Below are 13,098 nucleotides of genomic sequence, written 5' to 3'. Positions count from 1 at the left end.
TACCGTGAGAGGTGCGGTCCGGACGAGTGAGGGGTTCGCCCGGCATGCCCTGGAGCCGTCATGACGTATCGCTTCAGCGAGAACGACCAGTTCAACTACGAGATCCTGCTCGCCCTCGGTTCGGTGTGGCGGCGGGGAGCAGACGCGGGCGAAGTGCTCAGCACCGCCGCGTCGGTGGCGGACGGAGACGGGCAGGTGTGGTTCGACGCCTGGCTGGACCTGGGCCGCCGTGTCCGGGTGGAGGCGGAGGAGTGCGCGGCGGCCGGGCACCTGGTGAGCGCCCGCGAGGGCTGGCTGCGCGCGGCCGGCTATCTGGGCACCGCGATGGTGGGCGTGGACGCGGTACCCGACGCCGAGAAACGGGCGGCGGAGGCGTTCACCGAGCACCGGGCCTGCCTGGACCGGTTCCTGCTGGCCCTGGACCCGCCGGCCGAGCCGGTGTCGATCCCGTACGAGGGCACGACGCTCCCCGGCTATCTGGTCAGCCCGCCCGGCACGGACGAGCCGCTGCCGACGCTGATCGCCAACAACGGCAGCGACGGCCCGCTCAGCACGACCTGGACGCTGCTCGGTGCCCCGGCGGTGGAGCGCGGCTACCGCGTCCTGCTCTTCGACGGGCCCGGGCAGCAGTCGATGCTCTTCGAGCGCGGGGTCACTTTCCGGCCGGACTGGGAGAACGTCATCACCCCGGTCGTGGACTTCCTCCTCGCCCGTCCCGACGTGGACCCACGGCGGATCGCGCTGGCCGGGATCAGCCAGGCCGGGTACTGGGTGCCGCGCGCGCTGGCCTTCGAGCACCGTGTCGCGGCGGCGGTCGCCGATCCGGGGGTGGTGCGGGTGGCGGAGAGCTGGTGGCAGCACCTCGGCCCGGACCTGCGCACGCTGTGGGAGTGCGGGGACCGGGACGCCTTCGACGCGATCATCGGGGAGGCGCTGGAGCAGAACCCGGCGCTGGCCGCGACCTGGCGCTGGCGGGCCAAGCCGTACGGCATCGAGGCGCCCTACGACCTGCTCCGCGAGGTCTCGCGGTACGACCTGCTGACCGAGGTCTCCCGGCACGACCTCACCCGCGTCGTGGACCACATCACCACCCCGCTGCTGATCACCGACCCGGAGGGCGAGCACTTCTGGCCCGGCGCCTCGGAGCAGTTGTACGACGCGCTGCCCGGCCCCAAGGAACTGGTGCGCTTCACCGAGGAGGAGGGGGCGCATCTGCACTGCGAGCCGCTCGGGCGGGCGCTGTTCGAGGAGCGGGTCTTCGACTGGCTGGACGCCCGGCTCGCCGTCGCCGGCACGGCGTGATCAACGGGTTTGATCACCGTACGGCTGCGGGCGCGTAACGCCTTGACCTGACCACGCCAAAGCTATGGATTCCGGCCAGTACTGCTGCTTCCATGGGAAGCCACTCACGCACTTCCCAGGGGGGACGAGAAAATGCACTGGTACGTGGACGTGCTCAAGAAGTACGCGGTGTTCAGCGGTCGCGCGCGGCGGCAGGAATACTGGATGTTCACCCTGTTCAGCTTGATCATCAGCATCGTGCTGACGATCCTGGACAGCGCGCTGGACATCAACTTCCTCGCCGGTATCTACGGGCTGGCGGTACTGCTGCCGTCCCTCGCCGTCACGGTCCGCCGCCTGCACGACACGAGCCGCTCCGGCTGGTGGGTCCTGATCGCGCTGATCCCGTTCGTCGGCGCCATCATCCTGATCGTCTTCCTCGCCTCCGAGGGCAAGCCGGAAACCAACGAATACGGCCCCAACCCGAAGTACGCCCCGGCGGTCTGACGCCGGCCCAGCCACGACGAAGGGCCCACCGGATCTTCCGGTGGGCCCTTCGTCGCGTTCGTGCTCAGTGGGAGTGGCCGCTCGGGGTCGGGGCGGCGTTCTTCACTGCCAGGGGGAGGAGCTTCTTGCCCGTCGGGCCGATCTGGATGTGGGTGTCCATCTGCGGGCAGACGCCGCAGTCGAAGCAGGGGGTCCAGCGGCAGTCCTCGACCTCGGTCTCGTCGAGGGCGTCCTGCCAGTCCTCCCAGAGCCAGTCCTTGTCGAGGCCGGAGTCGAGGTGGTCCCAGGGGAGGACCTCCTCGTAGGAGCGCTCGCGGGTGGTGTACCAGTCGACGTCGACGCCGAACTGGGCCAGCGCCTTGTCCGCGCAGCCCATCCAGCGGTCGTAGGAGAAGTGCTCGCGCCAGCCGTCGAAGCGGCCGCCGTCCTCGTAGACCGCGCGGATGACCGCGCCGACGCGCCGGTCGCCGCGCGAGAGCAGACCCTCGACGATGCCGGGCTTGCCGTCGTGGTAGCGGAAACCGATCGAGCGGCCGTACTTCTTGTCGCCCCGGATCTTGTCGCGGAGCTTCTGCAGGCGCGCGTCGGTCTCCTCGGCGGAGAGCTGCGGCGCCCACTGGAACGGCGTGTGCGGCTTGGGTACGAACCCGCCGATGGAGACCGTGCAGCGGATGTCGCCCGAGCCGGAGACCTCGCGGCCCTTCTGGATCACGTGGGTCGCCATGTCGGCGATCTGGAGGACGTCGTCGTCGGTCTCGGTCGGCAGGCCGCACATGAAGTACAGCTTCACCTGGCGCCAGCCGTTGCCGTAGGCGGTGGCGACCGTGCGGATCAGGTCCTCCTCCGAGACCATCTTGTTGATGACCTTGCGCATGCGCTCGGAGCCGCCCTCGGGGGCGAAGGTGAGGCCCGAACGACGGCCGTTGCGGGTCAGCTCGTTGGCCAGGTCGACGTTGAACGCGTCGACACGGGTGGAGGGGAGCGAGAGGCCGATCTTGTCGTCCGTGTAGCGGTCCGCCAGGCCCTTGGCGATCTCACCGATCTCGGAGTGGTCCGCCGAGGACAGCGACAGCAGGCCGACCTCCTCGAAGCCGGTCGCGTTGAGCCCCTTCTCGACCATGTCACCGATGCCGGTGATCGAGCGCTCGCGCACGGGACGGGTGATCATGCCCGCCTGGCAGAAGCGGCAGCCGCGCGTGCAGCCGCGGAAGATCTCGACCGACATCCGCTCGTGCACCGTCTCCGCCAGCGGCACCAGCGGCTGCTTCGGGTACGGCCACTCGTCCAGGTCCATCACCGTGTGCTTGGAGACCCGCCACGGGACACCGGAACGGTTGGGCACGACCCGGCCGATGCGGCCGTCGGGCAGGTACTCCACGTCGTAGAACGCCGGGATGTACACCGCGCCCGTCTTCGCCAGCCGGAGGAGGACCTCCTCGCGGCCACCGGGACGGCCCTCCGCCTTCCAGCGGCGGATGATCTCCGTCATGTCCAGCACGGCCTGCTCGCCGTCACCGATGATCGCCGCGTCGATGAAGTCCGCGATCGGCTCCGGGTTGAACGCCGCGTGCCCGCCGGCCAGCACGATCGGGTCGTCGACCGTACGGTCCCGGGACTCCAGCGGGATGCCCGCCAGCTCCAGCGCCGTGAGCATGTTGGTGTAGCCCAGCTCGGTGGAGAAGCTCAGGCCGAACACGTCGAACGCCTTCACCGGGCGGTGGCTGTCGACGGTGAACTGCGGGACGCCGTGCTCCCGCATCAGCGCCTCCAGGTCCGGCCACACGCTGTACGTGCGCTCGGCGAGGACGCCCTGCTGCTCGTTGAGCACCTCGTAGAGGATCATGACGCCCTGGTTGGGCAGACCCACCTCGTACGCGTCCGGGTACATCAGCGCCCAGCGGACCTCGGCCTCGTCCCAGGGCTTGACCGTGGAGTTGAGCTCTCCGCCGACGTACTGGATCGGCTTCTGCACATGCGGGAGCAAGGCTTCGAGCTGCGGGAAGACCGACTCGACAGACATCGCGGCATTACCTTTGTGAGCTGACTGGGGGCATCTCCCGGCCGGAGGCTGGAAGGGTGACCATCAAGCCTAACCCGTTCGGACGCCTCCCCCGCACGCCGATCTCAGTGCGGGAACGCCGACCGGGCCTTCGCCCACCGGCGGGGCAGCTTCTCCTCCGTACGCCGCGCCGCCCGCTCCTCCCGCTCGTACAGCACGCCGTACGTGAACGCGCTCTCCCCCGCCGCGTGCGCCACCGCCGCCAGCTCGCGCAGGGTCTGCCGGGCCAGCACGCTGTCCTGGTGCTCGCCGAGCAGGCTGGTCAGCTTCTTCGCCGCGCGGGCCAGGGCGCGGGCGGAGCCTCGAAGCGCGGGGACGGCGGCCTCGGCGGCGTACCGGGCGCGCTTGGCCCGCTTACGGGCCTGGTGCAGGGCGTGGTCGCGGTCCTCGCCGGGCGGCAGGTCCAGCGCGGCCGTCACCAGCCGGGCCAGCTTGGCGCCCTCCTTCTTCAGGGCACGGGTCAGCACCTTACGCGGCTTCTCCGCCGCCTTCTTCCGCAGCGGCGGGTCGGCGAGCAGGGTGTCGAGGCTGTCCAGCAGGGCGAGATAGCGGGCGGAGTCCAGCACCCCGAGCAGATGGCCGCGGGTACTGCCGTGCCGGGCGGTCGCCCAGGAGGCGAGGCGCTCACGGACGGGACCGGTGACCTCGCCGGGCGGGACGGCGTCCAGGGCCTCCGACAGCCGTTCCGCCAGCACCTCCTGGTCGCGATCGACCCCGAGTTCGCGGGCCAGCCACTTCAGCTCGGCGGCGACCGGGTCGGTGGCGTCCCGGTCCAGCACCGAGCCGAAGCTGCGGAAGGCGGAGCGGAGCCGGCGGGTGGCCACCCGCATCTGGTGCACGGAGTCCGGCAGGTCCCGGCGGACACCGGGGTCACGGGCGAGGATCGCCTCGCGCTGCTCACGGAGGTACGCGAGGACGTGGTCCCCCGCCGTCACCGGCTCCGCCGCCCGCCCCGCCGACCGGGCACGGGAGCCGCCGGTGCGGCGCAGCGCCTCGGCCACCTTGGACGACGCCTTCGAGGGCCGCACCCCCGCCTCGGCGAGCCGCTCCTCGACGGCGTCCAGCACGGCCGGGTCGGCGCCGTCCGCCAGCTCCACCTCGATCTCGGTCCACCGGGCCGTGCCGCCCGCGCGGTTGAGCCGCTCGGCGGTCACGGTGTCCACGCTCGCCTCGGCCAGCAGCGCGCCGTCCGCGCCGAGCAGGTGCCGTACGTCGCGGGCGGACCGCAGCCGGACCACGGGGACCAGCTCGGCACCCCGGACCCGTGAGCGGACCAGCGCGGCGATCTCCTCGGGCAGGGTGTCCGAGAGCGGGGCCTGGATCTCGTCCCGGACACCGGGAGCGACCGGGAACTTCAGATGCCACCCGGCGTCCGCGCCCCCGGTACGGCGGCGCAGGGTGAGCGAGGCCGCGCCCAGCCGCTCGTCGGCGGTGTCGTAGTAGACGGCGTCCAGCTCGACCACGCCTCTGTCCACGACGTCCGCCACCGCGCCCGCCCCGGCCAGCTCGGGCAGCCCCCCGTCCGCCACCTCGTACTTCCGCTCGATCTCCCGCTTCACGTCCGTCATGAACCGAATCTAGAACGCGTCCGCGACCTCAACCAGCCCCCGGACACGGGTGAGGGCCGGGAGAACGACTCCCGGCCCTCACCCGGCACCGCTTCGGGCTCACGCAGACATCGGGCGCTGCGCTCTGATCGACTGCAACAGCCCCACGGCGATCCACACCGCGAACATCGAGGAGCCGCCGTAGGAGACGAAGGGCAACGGCAGGCCGGTGACCGGCATGATGCCCAGCGTCATGCCGACGTTCTCGAACGCCTGGAAGGCGAACCAGGCGACGATGCCGGCGGCCACGACCGTGCCGTACAGCTCGGTCGAGTCGCGGGCGATGCGGCAGGCGCGCCACAGGATGACGCCGAGGAGAAGGATTATCAGGCCGGCCCCGAGGAAGCCGAGTTCCTCGCCCGCCACGGTGAAGACGAAGTCGGTCTGCTGCTCCGGCACGAACTGGCCCGTGGTCTGCGAGCCGTGGAACAGCCCGGAACCGGTCAGCCCGCCGGAGCCGATGGCGATACGGGCCTGGTTGGTGTTGTAGCCGACGCCCGCCGGGTCCAGCTCCGGGTTGGCGAAGGCCGCGAACCGGTTGATCTGGTAGTCGTCCAGGATGTGGAGCTGCCACACCGCGATGGCACCGATGGCGCCGGCCGAGATGAGGCCGAACACCCAGCGGTTGGAGGCGCCGGAGGCGAGCAGCACGCCCAGGATGATGATCACCATCACCATGACCGACCCCAGGTCGGGCATGAGCAGCACGATGAGGATCGGCACCGCCGCCAGCCCGAGCGCCTGGAGCACCGTGCGGTGGTCCGGGTACGCCTTGTCGCCCGCGTCGACCCGCGCGGACAGCAGCATCGCCATGCCCAGGATGATCGTGATCTTCACGAACTCCGAGGGCTGGAGCGAGAAGCCGCCGCCGAGCACGATCCAGGAGTGGGCGCCGTTGACGGTGGAGCCGAGCGGGGTGAGCACCGCCAGGATGCCGGCCACCGAGAGGCCGTAGAGGATCGGCACCGCGTTGCGCAGGCCGCGGTGGCCCAGCCACAGGGTGCCGATCATCAGGGCGAGCCCGATGCCGGTGTTCATGAAGTGCCGGATCAGGAAGTAGTACGGGTCGCCCTGGTTGATCTCGGTGCGGTTGCGGGTCGCCGAGAACACCAGCAGGGAGCCGATCATCGACAGCGCGAGCGCCGCCAGCAGCATCGGCCAGTCCAGTCTGCGGGCCAGCGAGTCGCGGGCGAAGATCCTGGTCCAGCCCGCCCGCTTGGGGCCGTACCCGGAGACGGAGAAGGTGTTGCCGGTCATGTGCGCGTCCTCCGGCTCCCCCTCCGGCGGGGCCGCCTGCGGGTGTTGCTGTTGGTGTTGGGCGAGGGCGAGGTGGCGGGGGGCTGGTCCTCGTCGTTGCTGGTGTTGTTCTTCTGCGCGGCCTCCACGTCCTTGGCCGGGTCGCCGGCGATCTTCGGAGAGGCCACGGTGCCGTCGGGACGGACCTTCGGCAGGGTCTTCTGCGGCTCCGGCAGCATCGCCTTCTTGTTGTCGATGGAGCCGTCGCCCTGCACGCCGTACAGCGCGCTGTAGATGTTGCGCACGGCCTCACCGGAGGCTCCGGAACCCGTACCGGCCTGGGCGATCGTCATGATCACCGTGTAGTCCTTGGAGTAGGTCGCCAGCCAGGAGGTGGTCTGCTTGCCGTAGACCTCCGCCGTCCCGGTCTTGCCGTGCAGCGGGATCTTGTCCTGCGGCCAGCCGCCGAACTTCCACGCGGCGGTGCCCCGGGTGATGACGCCCGCGAAGGCGTCGTCCATGCCCTTGAGGGTGGCCTTGCTCACCGGCAGCTTGCCCGACGGCCTCGGCTTCAGATCGCGCACCGACTTGCCGTCCGCGCTGATGACCGCCTTGCCGATGCTCGGGTGGTACATCGTGCCGCCGTTGGCGACGGCGCCGTAGATCACCGCCTCCTGGATCGGCGTGACGAGGGTGTCGCCCTGGCCGATGGAGTAGTTGATCGAGTCACCCTCACGCATCTTGTTGCCCTCGAGGCAGTTCTCGTAGGCGATCTTCTCGACGTACGACCCGTCCTTCTTGCCGTACTTGCACCAGGCGTCCTTGTTGGCCTTCCAGTAGTCCAGCTTCCACTGGCGGTCGGGGACGCGGCCGGTGACCTCGTTGGGCAGGTCGACGCCGGTCTCCTTGCCGAGGCCGAACTGGTGGGCGGTCTTGTAGAAGAAGTCCTTGGGCTGACCCTTCTTCGGGTTGATGCCGCCGTCCTTCTTCCACTGCTGGTCGGAGAGGTAGTAGAAGACGGTGTCGCAGGAGACCTCGAGCGCCCGGCCGAGCGGGATCGGGCCGAAGCTCTCGCCCTCGAAGTTCTTGAAGACCTGGCCGCCCACCGAGTACGAACTCGTGCAGGGGTAGCGGCCGTTGAAGTCGTAACCCGCCTGGACCGCGGCTGCCGTGGAGACCACCTTGAAGGTCGAGCCCGGTGCGGCCTGGCCCTGGATGGCGCGGTTCAGCAGCGGGTAGTCGGAGTTCTTGCCGGTGAGGGCCTGGTAGTCCTTGGCGGAGATGCCGCCGACCCAGACGTTCGGGTCGTAGTCGGGCGCCGAGGCCATGGCGACGATGCGGCCGGTCTTGGCCTCCATCACCACGGCGGCACCGGAGTCCGCCTTGTAGTTGGTTCCGGTGATCTTGTCGAACTGCTGACGGGCGACCTTCATCGCCTTGTCCAGCTCGAACTCGGTCACCCGCTGGATGCGCGAGTCGATGCTGGTGACCAGGTTGGAGCCGGACTCCGCCGGGTCGGCCTGGGCCTTGCCGATGACCCGGCCCAGGTTGTCCACCTCGTAGCGCGTGACGCCCGCCTTGCCGCGCAGCTCCTTGTCGTACTGCCGCTCCAGGCCGGAGCGGCCGACCATGTCAGAGCGCAGGTACGGCGAGTCGGTGTCCTTCGCCTTCTGGATCTCCTCGTCGGTGACCGGGGAGAGATACCCGAGGACCTGGGAGGTGTTGGCCTTGCCGGGCGCCCCGTACCGGCGGACGGCCTCGGGCTCGGCGGTGATGCCGGGGAAGTCCTCGGCGCGCTCCCGGATCTGGAGGGCCTGCTTGGGCGTGGCCTCGTCGGTGATCGGGATCGGCTGGTAGGGCGAGCCGTTCCAGCAGGGCTGGGGGGTCTTGGCGTCGCACAGCCGGACCTTCTGCTGCACGTCCTCCGGCTTCAGGCCGAGGACGGCGGCGAGCTTGGCCAGCACGCCCTTGCCGTCGTCCTTCTGCTTGAGCAGGTCGGTGCGGGAGGCGGAGACGACGAGCCGCGTCTCGTTGTCCGCGAGCGGGACCCCGCGCGCGTCCAGGATGTCACCGCGCACGGCGGGGTCCACCACCTGCTGGACGTGGTTGCCGGACGCCTCCCGCTGGTACGCGGCGCCCTCGCGGATCTGGAGGTACCACAGCCGGCCGCCGAGGGTGCCGAGCAGGGAGAGCACGAGGATCTGGATGACGACCAGCCGGATCTGGACCCGTGGGGTCCGCCCGGTCTCGGGAATGTTGGTCACTGCTGCTGACTCCCCCTCTCAGCGCGGGAACTGATGTGCGCGTACGGATGATGAACGTGCGGCCGAAGTGGCCCGGTTCCGCCGGTTCTTCCCCGTTCGAGTGAATTCGAGTGGGTGGAATTCGGGGGCCGTCACAGCCGCTTGACCCCCTTGATCCGGCCGACGCGGGCGGAGCGGGTGCGGGCCTTGGCCTTCAGCGCGCCGAAGCCCCGCTGGGAGCCGATCCGCAGACCGGTGCCGGAGGAGAGCCAACCCGAGGAGATGTTCCCGGCCTTGGCGGCGGGGCCGGACTCGGCCAGCGGGTCGTTGTCCGCGCGGCGGGCCAGCCACATCACGCCGGGCACCACGAAGGGCGCCAGCAGCAGGTCGTACAGCGCGGCCGAGAACAGCAGGCCGGGCAGGCCGACATGGCGGGCGGCGGTGTCGCCGACCAGGGCGCCGACGCCCGCGTAGAGCAGGGTGGAACCGATCGCGGCGGCGACCACGACGGCCATCGGGCCGGTCGCGGACTTCAGCCTGCCGGTCTCGGGCTTGACCAGCCCGGCGAAGTAGCCGATGACGCACAGCACCAGGGCGTAGCGGCCGGCCGCGTGGTCGGCGGGCGGGGCGAGGTCCGCGAGGAGTCCGGCGCCGAAGCCGACCAGGGCGCCGCCGACATGGCCGTACACCAGGGCCAGGCCGAGGACGGTCAGGAGGAGCAGGTCGGGCACGGCACCGGGCAGATGGAGGCGGGCCAGGACACTCACCTGGATCACCAGGGCGACGACCACCAGCACGGTGGAGAGCAGGACGCGGTTGAGGCGCATGGGGGTTCAGCTCCTACTGCTGCTGGCCGTCGGTGTCGGTGTCGTCCGGCGCGGAGCCGTCCGCCGAGGGGGTGACCGTGACGGTCACCGTGGGCGTCGGGACCGGCTTGGGCTTGGCCGGGAGGACCTCGTCGCGCGGGTCCTTCTTCGGTCCCGCGACGACCACGCCGACGATGTCGAGCTTGCTGAAGCCGACGTACGGAGTGACGTAGAGCGTGCGGGTCAGGCCGCCGCCGGAGGGGTCGACGCGGGAGACCACGCCGACCGGCACGCCGGGCACGAACGGCTTGTCGGCCTGGGAGCCGAAGGTGATGAGCCGGTCGCCCTTCTTCACCTCCGCCTTGCCGTTGAGGAGTTCCACGCGCAGCGGGCGGTCGCCCTGGCCGGAGGCGAAGCCGAGTTCGTCGTTGCCCTCCATCCGGGTGCCGACGGTGAAGTCGGGGTCGTTGGCGAGCAGCACGGTGGCGGTGTCGGGGCCGACCGTGGTGACGCGGCCGACCAGGCCGTCGCCGTTGAGCACGGTCATGTCCCGCCTGACGCCGTCGTTCGCGCCCGCGTCGATGGTGATGGTCCAGGAGAAGCCCTGGGACGCTCCTATGGCGATGACCTGGGCGCCCTTGATGCCGTACTGGCCCTGGCCGGCCACCTTCAGCATCTTGTCGAGCTGGTTCAGGCGGCTGCGGGTGCGGTCGTCACTGCCCAGCTTGGCCTTGAGCGCCGCGTTCTCCTTCTCCATGACGGCGAGCCGGTCATGGCGGTCTCCGGAGTCCCGGACGGCGGAGACGGCGTTGCCCACCGGGTCCACCGCCGTGGACATTCCGTTCTCGATCGGGCCGAAGGCCGCGGCCGCGGCCTGCCGGGCTCCGTCGACCGGGGAGTTCCGGCCTCCGCGGATGTCCACCGTGATCAGTGCGAACGCGATGGCGATCAGCAGGACCAGGAGCAGCCGGCTCTCTTTCGTGTCCCTCACGTGCGGCGGCCGTGCCCTTCCTCTATAGGAATTGGGGGACCCCGATAAAGCGCCGTTGCCGATGCGCGAATCGAAGGGGGTCCGTTGGGGGAGCTTATGCCTCTATATCAACGATCCGCCGCACGAGAGCTGAAGTCTCGTACGGCGGAATCGAAGTGTCATGTCATCGGCGCGGCTGGGCGTCGAGCACCTGCTGCAGCGCCTCGAACTCCTCGACACACTTGCCGGAACCGAGCGCGACGCTGTCGAGCGGGTCCTCGGCGATGTGGATCGGCATGCCGGTCTCCCGGCGCAGCCGCTCGTCGAGGCCGCGCAGCAGGGCGCCGCCGCCGGTCAGCACGATGCCCCGGTCCATGATGTCGCCGGACAGCTCCGGCGGGCACTTGTCCAGGGTCGTCTTGACGGCGTCGACGATCGCGTTGACCGGTTCCTCGATCGCCTTGCGCACCTCCGCCGCGGAGATGACGACGGTCTTGGGCAGCCCGGACACCAGGTCCCGGCCGCGGACTTCGGTGTGCTCGTCGGAGTCGAGGTCGTACGCCGAACCGATCGTGATCTTGATCTGTTCGGCCGTCCGCTCACCCAGCAGGAGGCTGTACTCCTTCTTGATGTACTGGATGATCGCGTTGTCCAGTTCGTCACCCGCGACGCGGATGGACTGGGCGGTGACGATGCCGCCGAGGGAGATGACCGCGACCTCCGTGGTGCCGCCGCCGATGTCCACCACCATGTTGCCCGTGGCCTCGTGGACCGGCAGGCCGGAGCCGATGGCCGCGGCCATGGGCTCCTCGATGATGTGCACCTGGCGGGCGCCCGCCTGGGAGGAGGCTTCGATGACGGCGCGTCGCTCGACGCCGGTGATGCCCGAGGGCACGCAGACGACGACCCGAGGCCGGGCCAGATACCGCCGCTTGTGGATCTTCAGGATGAAGTAGCGGAGCATCCGCTCGGTGATCTCGAAGTCGGCGATCACGCCGTCCTTCAGCGGCCGCACGGCGACGATGTTGCCCGGCGTGCGGCCGATCATCTTCTTCGCTTCGGCGCCGACCGCGAGGATTCCACCGGTGTTGGTGTTGATCGCCACGACGGACGGCTCGTTGAGTACGATCCCGCGACCCCTGACGTACACCAGCGTGTTGGCGGTCCCGAGGTCGACAGCCATGTCACGGCCGATGAACGACATTGAGTTCCCCATCAGGATTCGACGGGCCTCCCCTGGAAGCTTTTGAGGGCTTTTCAGGTCGGCGAGGTGGGTGCGGTGACGTGAAGGCTTCCATCGTAGACGCGCCTGCACGAACACCGCGCGAGGGTCTTCGCCCATTGTCAGCAGATGGCGCGCCGCCTCGCTTGTGGAGACGGCCCATCGGGGGCATGCGTTCCCCCGAACGGCAACGCATATGCCGAGGGACGGCCGAAATGGTACGGCCGCCCGGGGGCGGGATATCCGGGGAGCCTGACGGCCCCTCAGAAAAAATTCCCTAAAACTCCTTACGGCGTGGCCAGGACTGGCCCGCACCGCACCGGTCAGTCACGGCCCGGAAAGAAAATCTTCACCTCGCGCTCGGCGGACTCCTCCGAGTCCGAGGCGTGGATCAGGTTCTCGCGCACGATGACACCGAAGTCGCCCCGGATGGAACCGGGAGCCGCCGCGATCGGGTCGGTCGGCCCGGCGAGCTGCCGCACACCCTCGATGACCCGCTCCCCCTCGACGATCAGGGCGACGACGGGGCCGGAGGACATGAACTCGACCAGCGGCTCGTAGAACGGACGGCCCACGTGCTCGGCGTAGTGCTGCTCCAGGATGCCCCGGTCCAAATTCCGCAGCTCCAGCGCGGCGATCCGCCAGTCGGCCTTGCGCTCGATACGGCCGATGATCTCGCCGATCAGGCCACGACGGACGGCATCGGGCTTGAGCAGGACGAGGGTGCGCTGGGTCACGGGAGGCTCCTTACGACTGACGTGCGGTGGCACGAGGTTACAGGGCGTGTCCGCGCCCTCGTCACGCAGCGTCAGCCGTAGGGGAGGAGCCGGCCTCGGCGGCGGCCGCGAAGCGGGCCTTGGCCTCGTCCACCTTGCGGCCGTAGTGGACCGAGGCCCACCACAGGGCCGCGAAGACGGCGCCCATGAAGTACATCATCGGGACGAAGAAGCCCGAGGCGATCAGGGCGAGCTGGAGGGCCCAGCCGAGGACGACGCCGCCCGGCCGGGTCACCATGCCGCACAGCAGCACGGACAGCACCATGGCGACCCCGCAGACCCACCACACCGTGGACACGGCCAGCGAGGGGTCCTTCATGGCGACCAGACCGGCGAACCCGATGACGAAGAACTCGCCGATCAGCGTCGATGAACAGAGCGTACGCACGAG

General features: G+C 69.9%; 11 protein-coding genes. 2 read left to right on the top strand and 9 right to left on the bottom strand.

The window, feature by feature from the left end; all coding sequences use genetic code 11:
* Window positions 1-60 precede the first annotated feature (60 nt).
* The gene (locus tag OG448_RS20415) at window positions 61-1,302 is read left to right on the top strand and encodes an alpha/beta hydrolase family protein (protein ID WP_405555772.1); all 1,242 of its coding nucleotides are present in this window, start codon (window positions 61-63) and stop codon (window positions 1,300-1,302) included.
* Between the two features lie 132 nt (window positions 1,303-1,434).
* Window positions 1,435-1,788, top strand: coding sequence for a DUF805 domain-containing protein (locus OG448_RS20410; protein ID WP_405555770.1), 354 nt, complete (start codon window positions 1,435-1,437; stop codon window positions 1,786-1,788).
* 64 nt (window positions 1,789-1,852) lie between these two features.
* Here OG448_RS20410 and OG448_RS20405 read toward each other — a convergent pair whose 3' ends face one another.
* The 9 genes from OG448_RS20405 to OG448_RS20365 all read right to left on the bottom strand — a co-directional run bounded on the left by OG448_RS20405 (window position 1,853) and on the right by OG448_RS20365 (window position 13,095).
* Window positions 1,853-3,808: a TIGR03960 family B12-binding radical SAM protein gene (locus OG448_RS20405; RefSeq protein WP_405555768.1), complete on the bottom strand. Its 1,956-nt coding sequence runs from the start codon at window positions 3,806-3,808 to the stop codon at window positions 1,853-1,855.
* Between the two features lie 104 nt (window positions 3,809-3,912).
* On the bottom strand, window positions 3,913-5,415 hold the full coding sequence (locus OG448_RS20400; protein WP_405555766.1) for a CHAD domain-containing protein: 1,503 nt from the start codon (window positions 5,413-5,415) through the stop codon (window positions 3,913-3,915).
* A gap of 99 nt (window positions 5,416-5,514) precedes the next feature.
* Window positions 5,515-6,711: a rod shape-determining protein RodA gene (gene rodA / locus OG448_RS20395; RefSeq protein WP_405555764.1), complete on the bottom strand. Its 1,197-nt coding sequence runs from the start codon at window positions 6,709-6,711 to the stop codon at window positions 5,515-5,517.
* Entirely contained in the window at window positions 6,708-8,954 is a 2,247-nt protein-coding gene (gene mrdA, locus OG448_RS20390; RefSeq protein WP_405555762.1) for a penicillin-binding protein 2, read from the bottom strand. Before mrdA ends, rodA begins: the two co-directional genes overlap by 4 nt.
* A 131-nt stretch (window positions 8,955-9,085) precedes the next feature.
* Complete coding sequence (mreD, locus tag OG448_RS20385; protein WP_030814149.1) at window positions 9,086-9,760, bottom strand: rod shape-determining protein MreD; 675 nt, start codon at window positions 9,758-9,760, stop codon at window positions 9,086-9,088.
* Between the two features lie 13 nt (window positions 9,761-9,773).
* Window positions 9,774-10,730, bottom strand: a complete 957-nt coding sequence (gene mreC / locus OG448_RS20380; RefSeq protein WP_405555760.1) for a rod shape-determining protein MreC — start codon at window positions 10,728-10,730, stop codon at window positions 9,774-9,776.
* A gap of 163 nt (window positions 10,731-10,893) precedes the next feature.
* Window positions 10,894-11,913, bottom strand: coding sequence for a rod shape-determining protein (locus OG448_RS20375; RefSeq protein ID WP_020940056.1), 1,020 nt, complete (start codon window positions 11,911-11,913; stop codon window positions 10,894-10,896).
* A gap of 341 nt (window positions 11,914-12,254) precedes the next feature.
* Window positions 12,255-12,668, bottom strand: coding sequence for a nucleoside-diphosphate kinase (ndk, locus tag OG448_RS20370; protein WP_405555757.1), 414 nt, complete (start codon window positions 12,666-12,668; stop codon window positions 12,255-12,257).
* 61 nt (window positions 12,669-12,729) lie between these two features.
* Window positions 12,730-13,095 (bottom strand): DUF4233 domain-containing protein, encoded by a 366-nt coding sequence (locus OG448_RS20365; protein WP_391291767.1) that lies wholly within the window; start codon window positions 13,093-13,095, stop codon window positions 12,730-12,732.
* Between the last annotated feature and the right edge of the window lie 3 nt (window positions 13,096-13,098).

Origin of the sequence: Streptomyces sp. NBC_01171 (genome assembly GCF_045039805.1) — a bacterium.
Lineage (GTDB): Bacteria > Actinomycetota > Actinomycetes > Streptomycetales > Streptomycetaceae > Streptomyces.
This window is presented reverse-complemented; position numbering and strand designations above follow the sequence as displayed.